This window comes from uncultured Polaribacter sp. (genome assembly GCF_947500975.1).
GTDB lineage: Bacteria > Bacteroidota > Bacteroidia > Flavobacteriales > Flavobacteriaceae > Polaribacter.
On record NZ_CANMUE010000006.1, the window covers coordinates 109,179 to 130,656 of the forward strand.

At 26.0% G+C, this 21,478-nt stretch carries 21 protein-coding genes; 20 read left to right on the forward strand and 1 reads right to left on the reverse strand.

What is annotated here, in order from left to right; all coding sequences use genetic code 11:
- Together trxA and Q0733_RS08310 are read left to right on the forward strand one after the other, a co-directional pair.
- The gene (trxA, locus tag Q0733_RS08305; protein ID WP_298781211.1) at positions 1 to 294 is read left to right on the forward strand and encodes a thioredoxin; all 294 of its coding nucleotides are present in this window, start codon (positions 1 to 3) and stop codon (positions 292 to 294) included.
- Between the two features lies 1 nt (position 295).
- The gene (locus Q0733_RS08310; protein ID WP_298781213.1) at positions 296 to 877 is read left to right on the forward strand and encodes a methyltransferase domain-containing protein; all 582 of its coding nucleotides are present in this window, start codon (positions 296 to 298) and stop codon (positions 875 to 877) included.
- Positions 878 to 1,114: 237 nt separating this feature from the next.
- Here the strand turns inward: Q0733_RS08310 and Q0733_RS08315 are convergent, their stop codons facing one another.
- The gene (locus Q0733_RS08315; protein ID WP_298781216.1) at positions 1,115 to 2,293 is read right to left on the reverse strand and encodes an acyl-CoA dehydrogenase family protein; all 1,179 of its coding nucleotides are present in this window, start codon (positions 2,291 to 2,293) and stop codon (positions 1,115 to 1,117) included.
- A 198-nt stretch (positions 2,294 to 2,491) separates the two neighbouring features.
- On the opposite strand from Q0733_RS08315, the gene rnpA reads away from it, so the two are divergent.
- The 18 genes from rnpA to purD all read left to right on the forward strand — a co-directional run bounded on the left by rnpA (position 2,492) and on the right by purD (position 21,469).
- On the forward strand, positions 2,492 to 2,884 hold the full coding sequence (rnpA, locus tag Q0733_RS08320) for a ribonuclease P protein component (RefSeq protein ID WP_298781218.1): 393 nt from the start codon (positions 2,492 to 2,494) through the stop codon (positions 2,882 to 2,884).
- A complete protein-coding gene (locus Q0733_RS08325) occupies positions 2,871 to 4,505 on the forward strand; it encodes a S41 family peptidase (protein WP_298781221.1) in 1,635 nt (544 codons plus the stop codon). The genes rnpA and Q0733_RS08325 overlap by 14 nt, the downstream gene beginning before the upstream one ends.
- Positions 4,506 to 4,532: 27 nt before the next feature.
- Positions 4,533 to 6,212, forward strand: a complete 1,680-nt coding sequence (locus Q0733_RS08330; protein ID WP_298781223.1) for a hypothetical protein — start codon at positions 4,533 to 4,535, stop codon at positions 6,210 to 6,212.
- A 35-nt stretch (positions 6,213 to 6,247) separates the two neighbouring features.
- Complete coding sequence (locus Q0733_RS08335; RefSeq protein WP_298781226.1) at positions 6,248 to 7,285, forward strand: hypothetical protein; 1,038 nt, start codon at positions 6,248 to 6,250, stop codon at positions 7,283 to 7,285.
- 3 nt (positions 7,286 to 7,288) lie between these two features.
- Entirely contained in the window at positions 7,289 to 8,296 is a 1,008-nt protein-coding gene (rfbB, locus tag Q0733_RS08340) for a dTDP-glucose 4,6-dehydratase (protein ID WP_298781228.1), read from the forward strand.
- Position 8,297: 1 nt separating this feature from the next.
- A complete protein-coding gene (gene rfbA, locus Q0733_RS08345; protein ID WP_298781230.1) occupies positions 8,298 to 9,152 on the forward strand; it encodes a glucose-1-phosphate thymidylyltransferase RfbA in 855 nt (284 codons plus the stop codon).
- Positions 9,152 to 9,709 (forward strand): dTDP-4-dehydrorhamnose 3,5-epimerase, encoded by a 558-nt coding sequence (rfbC, locus tag Q0733_RS08350; protein ID WP_298781232.1) that lies wholly within the window; start codon positions 9,152 to 9,154, stop codon positions 9,707 to 9,709. The genes rfbA and rfbC overlap by 1 nt, the downstream gene beginning before the upstream one ends.
- 109 nt (positions 9,710 to 9,818) lie before the next feature.
- The gene (locus tag Q0733_RS08355) at positions 9,819 to 11,162 is read left to right on the forward strand and encodes a hypothetical protein (RefSeq protein ID WP_298781235.1); all 1,344 of its coding nucleotides are present in this window, start codon (positions 9,819 to 9,821) and stop codon (positions 11,160 to 11,162) included.
- On the forward strand, positions 11,162 to 12,028 hold the full coding sequence (locus Q0733_RS08360; protein ID WP_298781237.1) for a hypothetical protein: 867 nt from the start codon (positions 11,162 to 11,164) through the stop codon (positions 12,026 to 12,028). Before Q0733_RS08355 ends, Q0733_RS08360 begins: the two co-directional genes overlap by 1 nt.
- Positions 12,029 to 13,105 (forward strand): EpsG family protein, encoded by a 1,077-nt coding sequence (locus Q0733_RS08365; protein ID WP_298781239.1) that lies wholly within the window; start codon positions 12,029 to 12,031, stop codon positions 13,103 to 13,105. It abuts the gene before it with no gap.
- Positions 13,098 to 13,832 carry a glycosyltransferase family 2 protein gene (locus Q0733_RS08370; RefSeq protein WP_298781242.1) on the forward strand — a complete coding sequence of 245 codons (735 nt, stop codon included), beginning with the start codon at positions 13,098 to 13,100 and terminating at the stop codon, positions 13,830 to 13,832. Before Q0733_RS08365 ends, Q0733_RS08370 begins: the two co-directional genes overlap by 8 nt.
- Positions 13,833 to 14,002: 170 nt before the next feature.
- The gene (locus Q0733_RS08375) at positions 14,003 to 14,422 is read left to right on the forward strand and encodes a DapH/DapD/GlmU-related protein (protein ID WP_298781245.1); all 420 of its coding nucleotides are present in this window, start codon (positions 14,003 to 14,005) and stop codon (positions 14,420 to 14,422) included.
- Positions 14,423 to 14,446: 24 nt separating this feature from the next.
- Positions 14,447 to 15,496, forward strand: coding sequence for a glycosyltransferase (locus Q0733_RS08380; protein WP_298781246.1), 1,050 nt, complete (start codon positions 14,447 to 14,449; stop codon positions 15,494 to 15,496).
- Positions 15,497 to 16,051: 555 nt separating this feature from the next.
- Positions 16,052 to 17,215, forward strand: a complete 1,164-nt coding sequence (locus Q0733_RS08385) for an O-antigen ligase (protein ID WP_298781249.1) — start codon at positions 16,052 to 16,054, stop codon at positions 17,213 to 17,215.
- The gene (locus Q0733_RS08390) at positions 17,203 to 17,982 is read left to right on the forward strand and encodes a glycosyltransferase family 2 protein (protein WP_298781252.1); all 780 of its coding nucleotides are present in this window, start codon (positions 17,203 to 17,205) and stop codon (positions 17,980 to 17,982) included. Before Q0733_RS08385 ends, Q0733_RS08390 begins: the two co-directional genes overlap by 13 nt.
- A 46-nt stretch (positions 17,983 to 18,028) precedes the next feature.
- Positions 18,029 to 19,384: an exopolysaccharide biosynthesis polyprenyl glycosylphosphotransferase gene (locus Q0733_RS08395; protein ID WP_298781255.1), complete on the forward strand. Its 1,356-nt coding sequence runs from the start codon at positions 18,029 to 18,031 to the stop codon at positions 19,382 to 19,384.
- Positions 19,385 to 20,137 (forward strand): glycosyltransferase, encoded by a 753-nt coding sequence (locus tag Q0733_RS08400; RefSeq protein WP_298781258.1) that lies wholly within the window; start codon positions 19,385 to 19,387, stop codon positions 20,135 to 20,137.
- A 57-nt stretch (positions 20,138 to 20,194) separates the two neighbouring features.
- Entirely contained in the window at positions 20,195 to 21,469 is a 1,275-nt protein-coding gene (purD, locus tag Q0733_RS08405) for a phosphoribosylamine--glycine ligase (protein WP_298781260.1), read from the forward strand.
- The last annotated feature ends 9 nt before the right edge of the window (positions 21,470 to 21,478 follow it).

Below are 21,478 nucleotides of genomic sequence, written 5' to 3' on the forward strand. Positions count from 1 at the left end.
ATGAGTTCTTTTTCGGAAATTATTAATCAAGATAAAATTGTTTTAGTAGATTTTTTTGCAACTTGGTGTGGGCCTTGCAAAACAATGAACCCTATTTTAAAACAGTTAAAAGATACTTTAGGAGAAAAAGTATCAATTATTAAAATTGATGTTGATAAAAATCAAAACCTAGCTTTAAAATACCAAGTAAAAGGAGTGCCCACTTTAATGATTTTTAAAAAAGGAAAACAAATTTGGAGAGAATCTGGAGTTTTTCAAAAAGAACAATTAGTTCAGATTATCAATAATTCTTAAAATGGATTTATCAGAAAAAGTTTGGGATAATCGATATCAAACCAATGATATTGGTTGGGATCTTGGTAAAGTTTCACCACCGTTAAAAGCATATTTTGATCAGCTTGAAAATAAGGGAATTAAAATTTTAATTCCTGGAGGAGGTAATTCTTATGAAGCAGAATATCTTTTTAATTTAGGGTTTACAAACGTTTTTGTAGTTGATTTGTCTAAAACAGCTTTAGATAATATTAAAAAAAGAGTTCCTAATTTTCCAACATCACAATTAATTCTAGGTAATTTTTTTGATATAGAAAACTCTTTTGATTTAATAATTGAACAAACATTTTTTTGTGCAATTAATCCTGAATTAAGAATAGATTACGCTATTAAAATGCGACAATTATTATCTTTTAAAGGAAAATTAGTTGGGTTGCTTTTTAATGCTCCTTTGTTCGTAAACCGTCCACCTTTTGGAGGTTCTAAAAAAGAGTACTTATTATTATTTGAAAATTATTTTCAAATAGATTTTTTTGATGAATGTTACAATTCAATAAAAAGTAGAAGAGGTAAGGAGTTGTTTTTTAGGTTTTTGAAAAAATAAATCATTACTATTTTTATTTATTCTAAATAAATACTTATTTTTGTTGCATGATTATCTTTTACACAGAAAATTCAGGCACAATTCAATTATCACAAAAAAAAAATTGTAATAATACTTGTTCTGCAAATTGTTTAAAACCAAAAAATACTTGTTGTAATAAGTATAAGAAAAAAGGCATCAACTGTAAGAGATGCCCAAATATTTTAAAAGTAGCTTCTTAATATTAATTTAGGTTTCCTATTTAAAAGCATTTAAACCTGTTATATCTAAACCTGTAATTAGTAAGTGTATATCATGTGTTCCTTCATAAGTAATTACGCTTTCTAAATTCATTGAATGTCTCATTATGGAATATTCTCCTGATATTCCCATTCCTCCAAGCATTTGTCTTGCTTCTCTAGCTATTTTAATTGCCATATCTACATTATTGCGTTTTGCCATGGATATTTGTGCGGAACTTGCTTTTCCTTCATTTTTTAATGCTCCTAATCTCCAAGCTAATAACTGAGCTTTAGTAATTTCGGTAATCATTTCTGCTAATTTTTTTTGTTGTAATTGAAATTGTCCAATAGGTTTTCCAAATTGTTCACGTTCTTTACAATATCTTAAAGCAGTATCATAACAATCCATTGCAGCACCAATTGCACCCCAAGAAATTCCGTATCTAGCAGAATCTAAACATCCTAAAGGTGCTCCTAATCCAGATTTATTTGGTAATAAATTTTCTTTTGGCACTTTTACATTATCAAAAATAAGTTCACCAGTTGCAGAAGCACGTAAAGACCATTTATTATGAGTTTCTGGTGTAGAAAAACCTTCCATTCCACGCTCTACAATTAAACCATGAATTCTACCTTCTTCACTTTTAGCCCATACAACAGCAATTTGTGCAAAAGGTGCATTTGAAATCCACATTTTCGCACCATTTAAAAGATAATGATCTCCCATATCTTTAAATTTTGTTTCCATTCCCGATGGATTTGATCCATGATTAGGTTCTGTTAATCCAAAGCAACCCATCCATTCTCCAGAAGCTAATTTTGGTAAATATTTTTTACGTTGTTCTTCATTTCCATAAGTATAAATAGGATACATAACCAAAGAAGATTGTACTGAAGCTGTAGATCTAACTCCAGAATCTCCTCGCTCTATTTCTTGCATAATTAATCCGTAAGAAATTTGATCTAAACCTGCGCCTCCATATTCTTCTGGAATGTAAGGTCCAAAAGCTCCAATTTCTGCCAAGCCGCCAATTATTTGTTTTGGAAATTCTGCTCTTTGTGCATAATCTTCAATAATTGGAGAAACATCCCGTTTAACCCAATCTCTTGCAGCTTCTCTAATTAATTTATGTTCTTCTGTTAACAAATCATCAATATTATAATAATCTGGTGCTTGAAATAAATCTGGTTTCATAAGATAAATCGTATTTAATTTTGATATAATAATAAATGTTGATTATGTGAAATTAAACAAAAATATCAGTTTATGTTTAATTTTATAACGCATAAAAAATAAAAAGAAAAATATTTTGTTAAACTAAAAGTACATAATTTTTCAACTTCCTTATAAGAATCCTTTAAAAAGTTATTGTTTTCGTTTAAGTTTGTATTGATGAAGTTTACATTAGGAAAACAAGAACGCTTAAAAAGTAGAAAATTAATAGAATGCCTTTATACCGAAGGAAATTCTGTTAAAAAGTTTCCATTAAGAATGATATATCTTCAAACAGAACATACTTCAAGTTTTCCTGCTCAAGTTGGAGTTTCTGTGGCTAAAAGAAATTTTAAATTAGCTGTAGACCGAAATCGTTTAAAACGGTTATTAAGAGAAACCTATAGACAGCAAAAGTATATTGTTTATGATGGTTTAAATAAACCTTATGTGTTTATGATTTCGTATATTGGTAAACAAGAAATGACGTACAATGAAATTTTTTCTAAAATGGAGGCATTGTTACAGCTATTTATAGAAGAAACAAAAAAAAATAAAAATGAAAAACTTTAAATTTAAAAAGCAAACAATACTAATCCTTCTAGTTGGTACTATTTTTTTGTCATTTTCCTTTAAATCTAATTTTTTTGAAGTTGCAAAACAGTTAGAAATTTACACCACCCTTTTTAAAGAGTTAAACTTGTATTATGTTGATGAAATAAACCCTGCAGAGTTAACTACTAAGGCGATTAAAAACACATTAAAAGATTTAGATCCTTACACAAATTACTATAATGAACAGCAAGTTGAAGATGCTAAAATCAGAAGAGAAGGCGAGTATAGTGGTATAGGCGTTTCTGTATATTATACAAGAAAAGGAATTCAAATTAGAGAGATTTATAAAGGATATTCTGCAGATAAAGCAGCTTTAAAAGCTGGAGATATTATTATTTCTGTTGAAGGACAATCTTTAAAAAATATGGAAAGAGACGAGCTTTCTATGCTTTTAAAAGGAAGCCCAAATAGTACAGTTTCTATTGAAATTGAACGTCAAGGAAAAATTATTAACAAACAAATTACTAGAGAAAAAGTAGAGGTAAATCCTGTACCGTTTGCTGAAATGATTGACCAAGAAACAGGTTATATTACGTTAACACGTTTTAATAACAAAGCTTCATCAGAAGTTAAGAAAGCCTTCAGAAAACTAAAAAAAGAGGGGATGAAAAAATTAGTTTTTGATTTGCGATCTAACCCAGGTGGTTCACTTTTAGAAGCCATAAATATCTCGAATTTTTTTGTAGAAAAGGGCAAAATTATTGTTACTACAAAAGCAAAAATTAAAAAATGGAGCAATACTTATAAAGGTACAAATGAACCTTTAGATTTAGAAATCCCTATAGTTGTTTTAATCAATGGAAGATCTGCTTCAGCTTCAGAAATTGTAAGTGGTTCTTTACAAGATTATGACAGAGCAGTAATTTTAGGTGAACGTTCTTTTGGAAAAGGTTTAGTACAGCGTTATAGAAAACTAACTTATGGTACGCAATTAAAATTAACAATATCAAAATATTATACACCAAGTGGAAGATGTATTCAGGAATTAGATTACGAAAATAGAGATGATAAAACAGGTAGAGTTCCAAAGTTTTCTGATAAAGGAATAAACGAATTTAAAACTGAAAACGGTAGAAAAGTTTATGATGGTGGAGGTGTAATGCCAGATGTAGAAATTAAATTATCAAAAAAAACTCAAGCAACAAAATCATTATTGAAATCTAAAGCAATATTTAATTTTGCTACCGATTATTTTTATAAAAATCCAGCTTTAGCATCCGTAGGAAATTATGAATTTAAAGATGCCGATTTTGAGAGTTTTACAGATTATTTAAAGACAGATACCACATTTTTAACAAAGCAAGAAAGCTTGTTTAAGAAGGCTTTTTTATTATCTGAAAACAATAATATTTCTAAAGAATACGAGCAGATAAAAGAAAAATTATATCAAAATAAAATTGAAGATATTTCTAAAAATAAAGACATCTTAAAAACAGTTTTACAAGACGAAATATTAAAAAGATATGTTTATAAAGAAGGCGTTTATACATATAATTTAAAAAATGATAAAACTATTGCTGAAGCAGTTAAATTGCTTAAAAACGAAGCAAAATATCAAAATATTTTATCAGTAAATTAATTTTATATTTGTTACTTAAAATATCAAATGCAACAAAAAAGAAAAATAGATAGAACAAGAGCTCAAGAATCTACCAATGCTATAGAAAAGTTATACATTTCTATGCGTCATTTATTTAGTAGAGGTTTTTACAAACCGATGGGGGTTTCTGGTGAAACTTTGCGTAAATCTTTACTGTCTTTAAGACCAGAAATTTATGGTTCTATTGCTGAAGAAAGAGTAGAATTAAACGGTTTAGTGTATGTCATTGAAAGGTTGCCAGAAGGAATTGAAGAATGCCAGTATATAAATTTAACTGCAGATGAAGGTTATAGAAACTCGCATTTCGAACCGATAATTCCTGCTAAAAGAAGAAGGAATTGTTATAGAATTGATAAAGATCAAATGAATATTGAGATTACCAGAGGTAGATCTGAGATTTATGATATTCTAACACACCTTACCTTTTTATTTATAGAATCACATAAAATTCAGCAAAAAGTTACTCTAACAGAAGGTGATAATTTTATTAGAGAATGGCAACATTTAGAAGATGTTGTTTTGCATCAAAAAGAATTATCTGCAAAAGAAAGAGAAATACTTTTAGTGCATTTGGGTAATATTTTGGGTAGAACTTTTGATGAAGTTTTTAGCACTTATAAAATACTTTCAACTAAAGCAAATCCAGATAAATTTTTTCAGCTTATTTATTGGTTAGGCAAATTAGCCATTAATGAAGTTTGTGAGAATAAGAAGAGAACTATCACTTTTAGTTCAGTATTAATTGAAGAAATTGGACACCATATTTATGGTGAAATTTGGGCAAATGATATAAAAAATATTCTTAATGAATATAAACTTTTAAGTAGACCAATACATATTATTAGTGCAAATATGCATAGTGTTTTGAATTCTATTTATGCAAATGGTGCTTTACCAAAAGAAGCAAAAGAACTAAAAGAATTTGAATTATATCAACTTTTAAGCAATTCAGATAGTAAGCCACTGCAGAAAAAAGTAAAAGATTATGCTTCTAAAAATGGGCTGATTTATGTTAAAGATACATCGGGTACAAATATAAATGTACAAATAATTGATACCGATAAAATAAAATTTGAGGCATCACCATTTAAAAAAGATAATTCAATAGGAGAAAGTCCAGTAATTATAGTTATGGATTATGCTTTTGGAGAGCAGGCATATGAAACAATGGATGAGTTATTAAAACCGTACAAATCAAATGATAATAACATTCATTTAGATGTAAAGTCGGTTTCAATAATGGGTAAAGCAGGTATTTTAGAAGGCGGGAAAGGAGATATTATGATTCCGGATGCACATATTTTTGAAGGAACAGCGGATAATTATCCTTTTAAAAATGAGTTAACCAAAGAAGATTTAGAAGGTTTTGGAGTAAAAGCTTTTGATGGCTCAATGGTTTCTGTTTTAGGAACATCACTTCAAAATAAAGACCTATTAAAGTTTTTTCATGATTCTACTTGGAATGTAATTGGTTTAGAAATGGAAGGAGCTCATTATCAAAAAGCAATACAATCTGCATCAAAAATAAGAGGAAATATATCTGAAGATGTAAAAGTACGTTATGCATATTATGCATCAGATAATCCTTTAGAAACAGGAGCTACATTAGCATCTGGAGGTTTAGGTATGACAGGTGTAACACCAACTTATGCGATTACTCAAAGAATATTAGAGCAAATTTTTTAAAACTAGAAGGCACATTTTACAACCAAACTAAAACAATGTCAACAAATCAAAAAAATAACGAAGAAGAAGTAGATTTAGGATCCTTATTTGTAATCATAGGAAAAGGATTTAGAAATTTTTTTAGTTTTATTGGGAACATATTTAAAGGGATATTTCATTTTATAATTCTCATATTATTATTTATAAAAAGTAATATAATAAAAATAGGCATTGCACTAGCTGTTGGTTTTGTAGCTGGTCTTTTCTTAGAAATTAAAAAACCTACAGTTTATGCTTCTGAATTGTTATTAGAACCCAACTTTAAAAGTACAAGGCAATTATATAACACTATCAATTTTTATAATGATTTAGTTAAGCAAAAAGATACTGCTAGTCTTCAGCAAATTTTTAGTTTAGACAAATCTTCAGCGGGGTCTTTAAAAAAGTTTGAGATAGAACCGTTAAAAATTGATAATGACATTATTGCTGCTTATGATGACCTTATTTTAGATGTTGATACTTTAACAATTAAAAGTTATGAGTATTTAGATTTTAAATCTTCATTTACAGATTATGATTATAAGTTTCATAAAATTAATGTAATTGCAGAAAAAAATGATGTTTTTAAAAGTTTAGAGAATGTTATTATATCCTCTGTTGTTAATAATAAATATTTTAGTAGACTAAAAGAAATAACTAACGAAAATTTAAATAGAACAGATTCTTTATATCGTCAGAACTTAACTCAAATAGATTCGTTAAGAAAAGTCTATATGCAAGTATTGCTAGATGAAGCACAAAAACAAACTGCTGCAACTAGTATAGATTTAGGAGGGCAAAAAACATCTACAAAAGAATTAGAATTGTTTAATACTAATAGAAAAATTAGCTTTGATTTAAAAGAACTCAGCCAGGAAAAATTTAACAAATATGAGGTTATAAATGTTATTTCTAATTTCCAACCAATTGGTTCTGAAATAAAAGGAGTGACTAAAAATTATGCCTTTTTATTATCGCTTTTAGGAGCTGGTCTGATGATATTTTTTTTATTATTAAGAAAACTAAACAAATACTTAGATAATTATAAAAAATAAAAGATGGAGACAGTTTTAATAACTGGTGGAGCAGGTTTTATAGGATCTAACTTTATCCCTTATTTTTTAGAGAAAAATAAAAATACTCAAGTTGTAAATTTAGATTTACTTACATATGCAGGTAATGTTTCTAATTTAAAAGAAGTTGAAAATAACTCAAACTATAAATTTATTAAAGGAGATATTTGTGATAGAAATTTAGTTGAATCTCTTTTTGAGCAATATAAATTTAAAGGAGTAATTCATTTTGCAGCAGAATCTCATGTAGATAATTCTATAAAAAATCCAGATGCTTTTGTAAGAACAAATGTTTTTGGAACATTTAATTTGATTGATGTTGCAAAAAACTTCTGGATGAATGCTCCAAATGTATATAAAGAAGGTTATGAGAATTGTAGATTTCATCATATTTCTACAGATGAAGTTTATGGTACTTTAGGCAAAACGGGTTTGTTTACAGAAGAAACTTCATATGCACCTAATAGTCCTTACAGCGCATCAAAAGCTTCGTCAGATTTTATGGTAAGAAGTTATTTTCATACCTATGGGATGAATGTAATTACTACCAATTGTTCTAATAATTATGGTCCAAAACAACATGATGAAAAGTTGATTCCGACAATTATAAGAAAAGCAATTTCTGGAGAAAATATCCCTATTTATGGTGATGGAAAAAATATTAGAGATTGGTTATATGTTTTAGATCATTGCAAAGGTATTGAGTTGGTTTTTAAGACAGGTAAAACAGGAGAGACATATAATATTGGAGGTAAAAATGAACGAGATAACTTATATATTGTTGATACAATTTGTAGTATACTAGATGAAATTATCCCTAAAGAAAAATCATATAAAGAACAAATTAGTTTTGTAAAAGATAGACCGGGTCACGATTTTAGATATGCAATCGACGCATCAAAAATTGAAAATAATTTAGGTTGGGAGGCTCAAGAAAATTTTGAGACTGGTATCAAAAAAACAATTGCATGGTATTTAAAAAAATATCAATAATATGAAAGGAATAGTATTAGCTGGAGGTTCAGGTACAAGATTACATCCGCTTACTTTGGCGGTTAGTAAACAATTAATGCCTGTGTATGATAAACCTATGATTTATTACCCGATTTCGGTTTTAATATTAGCAGGAATCAATGAAATATTAATTATTTCTACACCTCAAGACTTGCCATTGTTTAAACGTTTGTTAGGCGATGGAAAAAAATTAGGATGTAATTTTCAGTATGCTGTGCAAGAAGTACCAAACGGGTTAGCAGAAGCATTTATTATTGGAGAAAGTTTTATTGGAAAAGATAAAGTAGCTTTAATTTTAGGCGATAATATTTTTTATGGATCGGGTTTGCCAAAATTATTAAAAGCAAATAATAATCCTGACGGAGGTATTGTATACGCTTATCATGTAAATGATCCAGAACGTTATGGTGTTGTAGAATTTGATGAAAATCATAATGCAATTTCTATAGAAGAAAAGCCACTAAAACCAAAATCTAATTATGCAGTTCCAGGAATTTATTTTTATGATAATTCTGTAATTGAAATTGCAAAAAATATGAAGCCAAGTAAACGAGGAGAATTAGAAATTACTGATATAAATAAAATATATTTAGAAAAAGGAAATTTATCCGTTAGGGTTTTAGATAGAGGTACAGCTTGGTTAGATACTGGAACATTTAATTCTTTAATGCAAGCAAGTCAGTTTGTACAAGTAATTGAGGAAAGACAAGGTTTAAAAATAGGAGCTATTGAAGAAGCAGCTTTTAGATCTGGTTTTATTAGTAAAGAAGAAATGTATGAATTAGCAAAACCATTATTAAAAAGCGGTTATGGAGAAAACTTAATGAAATTATAATGAAAATTATTGAAACGAATTTAGAAGGATGTTTTATTATAGAGCCACAAGTTTTTGGTGATGAGAGAGGTTATTTCTTTGAAAGCTTTAATAAAGAAAAATTTAAAAAGTTAACAACATTAGAAATAGAGTTTGTTCAAGATAATGAAGCATTTTCAAATAAAGGAATTTTAAGAGGATTACATTTTCAGAAAGGAGAGTATGCACAAGCAAAATTAGTAAGAGTTGTAAAAGGAAAAGTTTTAGATGTTGCTGTAGATTTAAGACCTAAATCAAAAACTTTTGGAAAACACTTCTCGGTTATTTTATCAGAAGAAAATAAAAAACAACTTTTCGTTCCAAGAGGATTTGCGCATGGGTATTCTGTTTTAGAAGACAATACAATTTTTTCATATAAATGCGATAATTATTACAATCCAGAAGCAGAAGATGGTGTGATTTATAATGATAAAGATTTAAATATTGATTGGAAATTATCAGTAGAAAATATTATTATTTCAAAAAAAGACGGAGATTTACCAAAATATAAAAAACAGATTTTTTTTAGGTCTAAATGAAATGATTAAGGGTGGTTTTAATAAAATAAACCATTATTATATACTAAAATATCTTTCTGATTGTATATTTAAAACAAAGCATATCTTTAAAATAAGGTTTAAAAATTGGATGGATATAATAAAAAGTTTTAATTTGTTTGTTAAAAATAAATTAGTCATTAGTAGGAGTGCTTCTGATAGGTCGAAAAGTTTTTTTTTAAATACTATTCTTAATTTTTTTCTTATTGGGTTGAAATTAGGGATTAACTTGTTAATGTTTCGTCTGCTGTTGAGTTATATTGAAGAGGAAAGATTTGGAATTTGGCAAACTATTTTATCAATTACTTCATTTGTTACAGTTTTTACTTTTGGATATCCAAATGGTTTACGAAACTTCATTACAAAAATGTTATTAAGTTCTTCTAAAAATGATATAGAAAAAGCTATTGGTTCAGTTTATATAAAACTAAGCAAAATTACATTATTAGTATTTGTTTTAATAATTCCTATAATTTATTTTTTTGTTGACCCAAATTTTTTATTTTTTGAAACTTCTATTTCTTCTTTTGAAATAATATATAGTTTGTTAATTTTTACTTCTTTCTTGCTATTAAATAATATTTTAAATTTATCTGATTCAATAGCCTTTGGTTATCAGAAAAGTTATTTAACTAGTCTATTTCATGTTATTTATCTTATTGTCTGCTATTTAGTAATATATTTTTTAGGTAAGCAAGTACATTTAAATTTGATTCATATTTCCTTTATATTTGGTAGTACTCAAACTTTACGGTATGTTTTTTTTAGTATTTTTCAAAAATACAAAATGAATATTAAGATTAATTTAGATTATAATTTTTCTTTGACTAATTTAAATAAACTGTCACTTAATTTTTTTTTAGCACAATTATTAGCAATTATTTTTTTAGCAACTGATTATTTTATAATATCCTCTGTTTTAGGGCCAGAAGAGACAACTAAATTTTCTATTGTTAGTAAAATATTTTTCACTTTGATTACTTTATTTTCAATTTTATTAATTCACTTTTGGAATAGCGTAACAGATGCATATGAAAAGAGAGAGTTTGTCTGGATATTTAAAATAATAAAAATATTAAGTTTTATTTCTATTTTTATCTTTATAATTGGTTTAATTATTTCTTTTTTTCAACAAAAAATAATAAACTTATGGTTGGGTAGTAATAATTTAGGTTTGGAATCACTGACTTTTTATTTATTTTCTATATATACGTTTTTTCACTGTATTAATGCGATTTTTTTAAATTTACAAAATGGATTAGGAAAATTAAAGTTACAAATTTATACTTCTTTTTTAGTATTGTTTTTATATGTTTTAGGTTGCTATTTGATAGATGTGAAATTGCATGGTTATAATTCAATTATTACTTTAAAAATAGGTGTAATGGTATTATCAATAATATTAAATTCCTTAATTTTAAAGAAAATACGATAATGATAGTACTAGTAAATTTTGCAAATGAAAGCTTTAGGAAGAAGCAAAAATGGAATACATTTTCCGCAAAATTGTTTGGTAAGTTAGATGAGGTTTTTGAGTATAATGAAAATGATATTAAAGAAGAAGTATTAAAACAAAGTAAAGAAACTCTAAAGAATAAAGAGAAAGGAGCTGGAAATTACTTTTGGAAACCTTTTATAGTAGAAAAAGCATTAAATAGAATTAATTACGGAGATTATTTGATATACGCAGATAGCGGGTCTATATTTATGAAAAGTGTTTTACCATTAGTAGAGCATATGAAAACACAAAAAAAAGATATTCTCTGTTTTAAACTGCCATTTATAGAAAAGCAATGGACAAAAAGAGACGCTTTTATACTTATGGAAAGTGATAGCCCTATATTTACAGATACACCTCAGATTATGGCAACTTTTTTCATGATAAAGAAAAGTAAAGAATCTGTTTTTTTTATAAAAAGTTGGCAAGATTATGTTTCGGATAGTAGAATTTTAACAGATGATTTTAATGTTTTAGGAAAAGAAAATTATCCTGATTTTATGGAGCATAGGCATGATCAATCTGTATTAAGCTTATTATGTAAAAATAACCAAAATAGTGTTTTAATTGAAAGAGATATTAGTGATTATGGATATTTTCCTTATAGATATTTAAACAATATAAAAAAAACGTTAAAATTTAAAAATACTAATTGTCTCTATGACCATGAAGTAATTAATAATTCAAAAAATAATGTTTTTAGAGGAACGCTTCTTTGTAATAGAAAAAATAATCCATTTATTTATCTATTAAAATATATAATTAGGAGGTTTCTTTATAGGATAGGAATAAATAAATTTTAAATGCTAGTTTATATAATTTTCATTTTATTAGTTTTTACATTACCGTTACTTGGTAGAATTAAACTTATTGAAGGGGTTAAAATTTATGGATATACAGCTACATTTATTGTAATATTTATTTTTTGTGCGTTACGGTTTGATGTTGGGTATGATTACTCTATGTATTATGGATTAATTGAAGGAGGTTTTAAGTTTTTTGATAATCAAATTAATCGGATTGAATTTTTATCTAGACAGTTAATTCTTTTTTCCAATTTTATAGGCTTTTATCAATTTTTCTTTATTGTAAGTTCTTTTGTAATTACATACTTTTTTTATAAAACCATAAAGGAGAATAGTTTTGATAAATGGCTTTCAACTTTAATATTTGTATGTTTTCCTATATTTTTCTTTGTTTCTCTTTCTGTGGTTAGGCAATATATAGTTGTAGCTATTCTTTTCTTTAGTTTTAGATTTATAAAAAAAAGAAAATTTTGGAGTTACTTAATTATTGTTTCATTATGTGGATTAATACATAAGTCATCTTTTTTCGCATTGCCTATTTACTTTTTGTATGGGAGTTTTTTAAATAGAAAAGTAATAGTATTAGTATATGTTTTAGGTTTTTTTAGTTCAGAAGTATTAGCTTTTTTTATTAGGATTTTATCTGAAAAATATACTGATTATCTTGGTCAAATTACAGGTGAAGGAGGAAACTTAATGTTGATTTTCTTTCAGTTTTTAGGTCTTTCGTTATTGCCCTTTGTTTATAATTTTAGAGATAAAAATGATAAAGACTTTGATTTTTATTTGCTAACTTTTTATGTCGGGTTATTTATTTGGTCTAGTTTGTCAAAATTTGGTCATGCAGGTTTTAGAGGGGGGTTATATTATATGTGTTTTACCATACTATTAATACCCCACCTTAAGAATAAGGTTAAAGAATATAAAATCATAAGAAGTACAATGGCTATTGTTTGTTTTCTTTTCTTTTTCATAAACTTATACATAGGCTCAAAGCATAAAATAAAAGATTCAAATTTACCATATCAAACTTTTTTTTATAAATCAAATAAAGATTTTAAACCTAATGATTAGCACTAAAAAAGTTTCTATAATAACAGCAAGTTTTAATAATTTAAAGACTATTGAAGATACTTTAACTTCAATTTTATCTCAAAGCCATAATAATATCGAATTAATTATTATTGATGGATGTTCAACAGATGGTACTTTAGATCTTATAAAAAAAAGAGAAGATGAATTTAAATCTAAGTTAGTATCTTATAAATTATTAATTGAAAGTGATGATGGTATTGCAGATGCATGGAACAAAGGTTTAAAATTAGCTACAGGAGAAATTATTTTTTTTCTAAATACGGATGATTGGATTTCTGAAAACACTGTAGAAAAAGCGGTTAGTTTATTGGACATAAATAGTTTAGAGTTAGTTTACGGAGTCTGTAATAGAGTTGATCAAAATAAAAATTATTTAGGTAGTTTTCAAAAAGAGTTTAAGAAATATAGAGAATTATGGAATTTTGGTTTTTCGTTCACAACCTGTTTTTGTACTAAAAAAGTATACGATAATATTGGAAATTTTAACACTAATTATAAAATTGCTATAGATTCTGATTTTTTACTTAGATGTCTAAAAAACAAGGTTAAGTTTGTTAAAGGTTCTCAAGAAGTATTTATGAGAATTGGAGGGATAAGTACTAAGCATAGACTCATAGCTCATAAAGAGTACAAGCAAGCGTTGATTAAGAATGGATATCCTAAGTTTTTAGTAAATTTTACCTACTTCTTTTTTAAATTTACATAAATTAGCTATTTACATATTTTTTTAAGTTATATAGAATGAAATCCTTTTTTTTTGAAATTATAAAATTCTTTTTTTATTTCTATAGAAATTATATACCAAATCATATTGTCAATAAAATACCTTTTTATTTTATTAGGCATTTCATATATAGGTATATATATCGATTAAAATTGGGGAAAGGAAGTAGTATTCATTTAAATTGTTTTATAAATAGATTTAATATTAAAATAGGTAAGAATACAGCTATAAATAGAAAATGTTATTTAGATAGTAGAGGAGGGTTAAGCATTGGAGATAATGTTTCTATTTCTCCAGAAGTACACTTAATAACTGCTCAACATGATATAAATGACTCCTCATTTGGTTTTATTACCGCTCCTGTTGTTTTAGAAGATTTTGTTTTTATAGGTACTAGAGCAATTGTTTTACCAGGAGTTCATTTGGGTAAGGGTTGTGTTGTAGCTTCAGGAGCTGTTGTTACTAAATCTTTTTCTGATTATAGTGTTGTTGCAGGTGTACCTGCTAAATTTATTTCTACTAGGAACAAAGAATTAAATTATTCTTGTAAATGGAAGCCGCCTTTTGATTAATCTTTTCTTAAATTTGTGTTTAGTATGAAAAAAATCTTAGTTGTAGATTTTAATGGAACTTCCTCTGTTTACACGCACTATCTTTCAAATGGGTTAAAAGATGAGAAATATGAAGTGAAAATTTTAGGTAAGAAAAAATCAGAGTTTTTAGATGTTTTTGAAAACTTAAACGATTATTTAGGTTTTACCACTAGATTCAAATTATTAAATTATATTTTAAACTGGTTTTGGCTTTTATTTAATTACAAAAAATTTGATACAGTGGTGATTCAGTGGCTACAATTATTGAAATATACAAGTCTTGAGGTTTTACTAATTAATTACCTTCAAGCCAGAGTAAAAGTCATATATATATTACACAATATATATCCTCATAATAGAAAAAATAAAAAAACCTTAAAAAGATATAATCAATTATATAAAACCATTAAAAATATTGCAGTTCATACTAATAAAGTAAAAAATATAATTTCGGAATTAAATCCTAATGCTATTATTTTAAGAGTTGAACATGGGCTTTTTTTTAAGGAGTTTAGAGAGAGATCGACTAATGTTAAAGTAAAAAAATGTTTAATGGTTGGGTATATTTCTAAATATAAGGGAATTGAAGACGCATTAAAAGTTGTTAAAGTTTTAAAAGAAAAAAAAATAAATATATTTTTAGATATAGTTGGGTTAGCTGAACCTGAGTATTTAAAATTTTTAACAGAAATGATTAACGATTTTATGATCAAGGATCAAGTAAATATTTTGTCAAAAGAAGTTTCAACAAGTTTTCTGATTAATAAAATTAATCAATCAACTATGTTATGGTTACCATATAAAAAAATAAATCAGAGCGGCGTTTCTTATACCTCAGTCGGTTTAGAAAAACCCTTTGTAGGTTATGATGTTGGTAATTTTAAAGATGCATTTGGGGATAAAGGAATAGCTAATATTGTAGAAAAAAATAATATTAAAGCTTTTTCAGAAGCTGTAATTGAAGTAATGGAAAATGAAGTTTTTTATAAAAAAAATATTCAAATTTTTTCTTCACAGAATTTATGGAATTTAAATAAAATAATATTAAACTAAAAATTGTAAAAGCTGAAATTTTTTTCAAACTTAAATTCACACAAAGTAAATTTAATTATAGGAAGCTTACTTTTACCTTCCTTACTTTTACCTGTATGGTATTCTAGTTTAATGCTTATAATTGTAAGTTTAGCTTCAATTTGCAATCTTTTATTTAAAGGTAATAAAGAAATTTTCTCAAAATGGTTATTCTTACCTTTCTTAGTTTATTTTTTTTCTATAATAATATCTTTTATTATTGATTTATTTAATAATCAATTTGAGACAGAATTTATAGTCAGAAATTTATCAGTTTTAATTATTCCTTTATTTATTTTTAGTTCAAATTTTTCTCAAAATCAAATTTTAAAGATTCTAAAAACTACTTCAGTAATAATAACTTTTGTTGGGGTTATATTCTTTTTTCTGTGGGTTTTTGGATATTATAAATACAATAATCAACAAGAATTTCAGAAAAAAAATTGGTTTAAAAGTGAAATAATTACTTCAAAAGATTATTTAACAAAAGAATCGAATTACGATGTGCTAATTAAATCATCTTCAATTAAACCGAGTTTGCGAAAGATAATAATGCTAAATAATCAGCAAAATGAAAAATATTTAGTAAGAGAATTTATTATTAAAGGAGAAGAGAAAGGTAAAAGCTTTTGGGTATTATTAAGAAATGTTAATGAAGGAAATTGTAAAGCTTGGTTTAATGTTGCTAATGGTGAAATTGGCAAGATTGAAGGAGGTGGAAAAGTAAAATCAGAAAAATTACAAAATGGTTTTTACAAATTTACACTTGCAAACAAACTTCAATTAGGTTCTAAAAGAGAATGGTTTTATATTTCCTTTGTTTCAGAAAACGGTAGTTATAGTTGGAGTAATGGAATAAATGAAAACGTATTCTTACAATTAAAGGAGCCTAATTTATATATAGAATCTGGTGAGGATTTATTAATAAGTAAGAATTTGTTAAATTTTAAGATTACAGATTTTAGTAATTTAGAAAATTATGCACACAGTACTTATTTTGGGTTAATATTCATTTTTGCTTTAATAGTCTTTATTTTTAATTCTTTTTTAAACAAATGGGTCCGATTTATTGTTATTATTTTAAATGTTTTTTTTATTATTACCTTAGCATCTAAAGCTATTTTTATCAGCTTAGTTTTATTATTACCAGTTTATTGTTTATTTAATTATTTTAATTACAGGTATTTAATTGTCATAATTGCTTTTGGTTGTTTTCTTAGCTTTAATGGACATGTAAAAGAAAGGTTTAGTGATATGTTTAAAACATTTGTAGATGTTAATAAAAACAATGAATTGGGTGATTTAGCAGAATTGAGCACTAATAATAGAATTTTTATTTATAAGAACTACATTAACTTAATTGAGGATAATTTTATTGTTGGATATGGATATAAAAATGGAGAAAAAATAAATAAATTTATATATAATTATAATTTTAATACTCATAATCAATATTTACAATCTTTATTTCATTCAGGAGTTATGGGTTTAGCTTCTTTAATTTTGTTTTGCATTTCACCTTTTTTACTTGTAAAAAATAAAAAAAACAAAAAACCTGATTTCGAGCTTTTTATAGTTATTATACTTTTTAATTTTTTGTTTGAATCGCTTTTATTTAGACAATGGGGGTTAATACTTATTTGTTTTTGTTATGCTATTTATTTTCAATTTTTCAAATCAGAATTAAAATGGTTTCGATAATAGTACCTGTATATAATTGTGAAGAATTTTTAGATGAATGTATCCAGTCAGTTCTAGATCAAACATTAAATGAGTGGGAATTAATTTTAATAGATGATTATTCTACAGATTCTTCAAAAGAAATAATAAATAAATATGTTCAATTTGATAAAAGAATAAAGACTTATTCATTTGATAAAAATGTTGGAGCTGGAGTCTCAAGAAATAAAGGTATTCAAATAAGTGAAAAAAGATTCATTGCATTTCTAGATAGTGATGATTATTGGCATAGAGATAAGCTGAAAAAACAACTTGAGTTTATGATTAATAATGATATTGAATTCTCGTTTACTAATTTTGTTGAATTGGATAAAAATGATAATCCTTTTAAAATCATTTTACCACCAAAAGAAGTTAGTTCTTTTTCGTTACTTTTTAATAATTATATTAAAACTGTAACAGCTATTTATGATACAAAAAGAATAGGTAAAATTTATATGCCTGATTATAGAAAAAGGCAAGATTGGGGTTTATGGTTCAATATTTTAAATAAAACAAATAAGGCTTATTGTTTATTTGAACCATTAGCATATTATAGAACATCAAACGTATCTTTAAGTAAGGATAAGTTTCAACTAATAAAAGAAAATTTTAATTTCTATAGGTTTTTTTTACATAAAAGTTACGTGGTAAGTTTTATAATGATGATTTTATTCTTGACAGTTCATTTATCATTTAAAATTATTTTTTTTAAAAAAATTAAAAAATTAGAAGATATTTCTTTTTAGAAAAGTGTTTTTTTGTTAATACATTAGTCTTTTAAAATAATCAAGCTTGAAAAAAAGATATTCCTACTTAATAAAACCTTTACAAAAATTAATAGATATTATATTAATAAATTTAATTGTTTATTTAATTTCAGATAAAGATTATTTAAATTTTTCTTTTCTAACATATATTACTCTTTTTTGGTTAGTTACTTCTTACTTATTTGGGTTTTACAAAGTATACAGGTTCACCAATAATTTAAGAGTATTAACACTTTTAGTAAAACAGTTTTTAATTTTTACTTTAGGGTATTTTACTTATTTTGGAATTTTTAGAGAAGGAGAAGTTGTACATAATCAATTTTTAATTTTAGCTTCTATTTTTCTTGGAATTACATTTGTTAAGTATTTATGGTTTTTTCTTTTAAATAAATATAGAGCTTTAGGTAAAAATTATAGAACAACAGTTGTGTTAGGTTTTGATGATTCTTCAAAAAATATCATTAAACTTTTTAATAGTAAATCAAATTTAGGCTATAAGTTTTTAGGTTTTTTTTCAGATAAAGAATACAAAATAAAAGAATATTTGGGTGAATTTAATGATATTTATCAATTTGTAGAAGATAATAATGTTGATGAAATTTACTGTGCATTATCCATACTTGATCGAAATCAAATAAAAAAAATAAATAAGTTTGCTATAGAAAAAAACATTGTTTTAAAATTAATTCCAAATTCAAACGAGTTATATAGCAAAAGTCAAAAGGCAGAATATTATAATGATTCTTTATTAGTTTTAAATGTAAAAAAACTACCTTTTGAGTTTTCAGAAAATTTTTATGTAAAAAGAGTTTTTGATATTTTCTTTTCTTTATTTGTGTGTGTTTTTATCCTTTCTTGGTTGATTCCTGTTTTATGGGTTTTGGTAAAACTAGAATCTAAGGGACCCTTAATTTTTAAACAAGGTAGAGAAGGATTAAATGGTGAAGAATTTGTTTGCTATAAGTTTAGATCTATGAAAATGAATAACTTATCAGACAAAATCCATGCTACAAAAAATGACACAAGAGTAACGAAAATTGGAGCTTTTTTAAGAAAAACTAGTATGGATGAACTACCTCAATTTTTTAATGTTTTGTTTGGTGATATGAGTGTTGTTGGACCCAGACCACACTTAGAAAGTTTATCTTTAGAATATCAAAAAGATGTAGATGATTATTTGAAAAGGCATATTGTAAAACCAGGTATTACTGGGTTAGCGCAAATAAGTGGTTACAGGGGAGAAATTAAGAAAAGGTCAGATATTAAAAATAGAGTGCGTTTAGATATATTTTACATAGAAAATTGGTCTTTTTTCTTAGATATAAAAATAATTATCCAAACAGTATTAAATGTGTTTAAAGGAGAAGAAAAAGCCTATTAAATGGATAAAGAACTTCAAATAACTGCAACGATTGTTCTTTTCAAACAAAACTTAAACGTATTAAAAAAAACAGTAGATTCTTTTCTTAAAACACCATTAAAAAAGAAACTATTTTTAATTGATAATTCACCCAAAAATAATTTAGAAAAACATTTTATTAATGAGGAAATAGAATATATTTTTGTTGGAGAAAATATTGGTTTTGGTAAAGCACATAACCTTATTTTAAATCAAATTAATTCAAATTTTCACTTGATATTAAATCCTGATGTAGAGTTTTCTACTGATGTAATTCCGAATTTAATAAAAGAATTTAAAAGTAATTCTGAAGTCTCTTTTATTACACCCAATATTATTTATCCAAATAATAAAAAACAATTTGTTTGTAGAAAACATCCTACTTTTTTTGATTTGATAAATAGAAAATTAAAGATATCTCGGAACCAGATTATTAAAAATGAGTACCGAAATAAAGATTTATCTACACCGTTTTATCCTGAATTTATTCACGGATGTTTTATGCTTTTTAAAACAGAAGATTTTAAACAATTAAAAGGTTTTGATGAGCGTTTTTTCTTATATATGGAAGATGCAGATATTTGTAGAAGAATTGATGATTCAGGAAAAAATAAATTATATTTTCCAGAAGTTCAAGTTATACATCAACACCAGAAAGGTTCATCAAAAAGTATAAAACTATTTTTTATTCATTTAAAATCAGCAATTACATATTTTTTAAAGTGGGGATTTTAGTTTTCAAAACTTATTTAAAATATATTTGCACTTTCAAAACACAACAATACAACAATAATGAACATTCTTATTTTAGGCTCTGGAGGTAGAGAACACGCTTTTGCTTTAAAATTATCTAAAAGTAACAAAATAACTCAATTATTTGTAGCACCTGGTAATGCAGGAACAGATAAAATAGCAACAAACATAAACATCAATCCAACAGATTTTAAAGCAGTAAAAAAGACTGTTTTAGAAAGGGATATAAAAATGGTGGTTGTTGGCCCTGAAGCGCCTTTAGTAGAAGGTGTTCACGATTTCTTTTTAGCAGATGATGTTCTAAAGAATATTCCTGTAATTGGTCCTAAGAAAGATGGCGCTTTATTAGAAGGAAGTAAAGATTTTTCAAAACAATTCATGCAAAAACATGGAGTTCCAACTGCTCGTTATCAATCTTTTACAAAAGAAAATTTAGAAGATGGTTTTGCTTTTTTAGAAACTTTAGCGCCTCCTTATGTTTTAAAAGCTGATGGATTAGCCGCAGGGAAAGGTGTTTTAATTTTAAACAATTTAGAAGAAGCAAAAACTGAATTAGAAGAAATGGTTTCTAATCAAAAATTTGGCGAAGCTTCATCAACAGTGGTTATTGAAGAGTTTTTAAAAGGAATAGAGTTATCTGTTTTTGTATTAACTGACGGAAAAAACTATAAAATTTTACCATCAGCAAAAGATTATAAAAGAATTGGAGAAGGAGACACGGGTTTAAATACTGGTGGAATGGGAGCAATTTCTCCTGTACCATTTGCAGACGATGCATTTTTAAATAAAGTTGAAGAGTTGGTTGTAAAACCTACAATAGCTGGTTTACAAAAAGATGGAATTGATTATAGAGGATTTATTTTTATTGGTTTGATGAATGATAATGGAAACCCTTCTGTTGTTGAGTATAATGTAAGAATGGGAGATCCGGAAACGGAAGTTGTTTTACCAAGAATTGAGTCTGATTTGTTTGATTTATTTGAAGGTGTTGCCAATCAAAATTTAAATGAAAAATCATTTTCTGTTACAGATAAAGTAGCAACAACTGTAATGTTGGTGTCTGGTGGTTATCCTGAAGCTTATCAAAAAAATAAAGAAATTAATGGTTTTGAAACTGTTGATGAATCTTTTGTTTTTCACGCTGGAACAACTATTAAAGAAAATAAAGTTGTTACAAGTGGAGGTAGAGTTATGGCAATAACTTCATTTGGAGATACAATTGAAGAAGCTTTAGAAAAAAGTTATAAAAGCATTGATAAAATTCATTTTAACGAAATGAATTATAGAAAAGATATTGGTTTCGATTTGGTATAATTCTTAATA

Bases quoted from the DNA above. Each gene is read 5' to 3' on its own strand.
- trxA (WP_298781211.1), top strand. From the start codon at position 1: ATGAGTTCTTTTTCGGAAATTATTAATCAAGATAAAATTGTTTTAGTA.
- Q0733_RS08310 (WP_298781213.1), top strand. From the start codon at position 296: ATGGATTTATCAGAAAAAGTTTGGGATAATCGATATCAAACCAATGAT.
- Q0733_RS08315 (WP_298781216.1), bottom strand. From the start codon at position 2,293: ATGAAACCAGATTTATTTCAAGCACCAGATTATTATAATATTGATGAT.
- rnpA (WP_298781218.1), top strand. From the start codon at position 2,492: ATGAAGTTTACATTAGGAAAACAAGAACGCTTAAAAAGTAGAAAATTA.
- Q0733_RS08325 (WP_298781221.1), top strand. From the start codon at position 2,871: ATGAAAAACTTTAAATTTAAAAAGCAAACAATACTAATCCTTCTAGTT.
- Q0733_RS08330 (WP_298781223.1), top strand. From the start codon at position 4,533: ATGCAACAAAAAAGAAAAATAGATAGAACAAGAGCTCAAGAATCTACC.
- Q0733_RS08335 (WP_298781226.1), top strand. From the start codon at position 6,248: ATGTCAACAAATCAAAAAAATAACGAAGAAGAAGTAGATTTAGGATCC.
- rfbB (WP_298781228.1), top strand. From the start codon at position 7,289: ATGGAGACAGTTTTAATAACTGGTGGAGCAGGTTTTATAGGATCTAAC.
- rfbA (WP_298781230.1), top strand. From the start codon at position 8,298: ATGAAAGGAATAGTATTAGCTGGAGGTTCAGGTACAAGATTACATCCG.
- rfbC (WP_298781232.1), top strand. From the start codon at position 9,152: ATGAAAATTATTGAAACGAATTTAGAAGGATGTTTTATTATAGAGCCA.
- Q0733_RS08355 (WP_298781235.1), top strand. From the start codon at position 9,819: ATGGATATAATAAAAAGTTTTAATTTGTTTGTTAAAAATAAATTAGTC.
- Q0733_RS08360 (WP_298781237.1), top strand. From the start codon at position 11,162: ATGATAGTACTAGTAAATTTTGCAAATGAAAGCTTTAGGAAGAAGCAA.
- Q0733_RS08365 (WP_298781239.1), top strand. From the start codon at position 12,029: ATGCTAGTTTATATAATTTTCATTTTATTAGTTTTTACATTACCGTTA.
- Q0733_RS08370 (WP_298781242.1), top strand. From the start codon at position 13,098: ATGATTAGCACTAAAAAAGTTTCTATAATAACAGCAAGTTTTAATAAT.
- Q0733_RS08380 (WP_298781246.1), top strand. From the start codon at position 14,447: ATGAAAAAAATCTTAGTTGTAGATTTTAATGGAACTTCCTCTGTTTAC.
- Q0733_RS08390 (WP_298781252.1), top strand. From the start codon at position 17,203: ATGGTTTCGATAATAGTACCTGTATATAATTGTGAAGAATTTTTAGAT.
- Q0733_RS08400 (WP_298781258.1), top strand. From the start codon at position 19,385: ATGGATAAAGAACTTCAAATAACTGCAACGATTGTTCTTTTCAAACAA.
- purD (WP_298781260.1), top strand. From the start codon at position 20,195: ATGAACATTCTTATTTTAGGCTCTGGAGGTAGAGAACACGCTTTTGCT.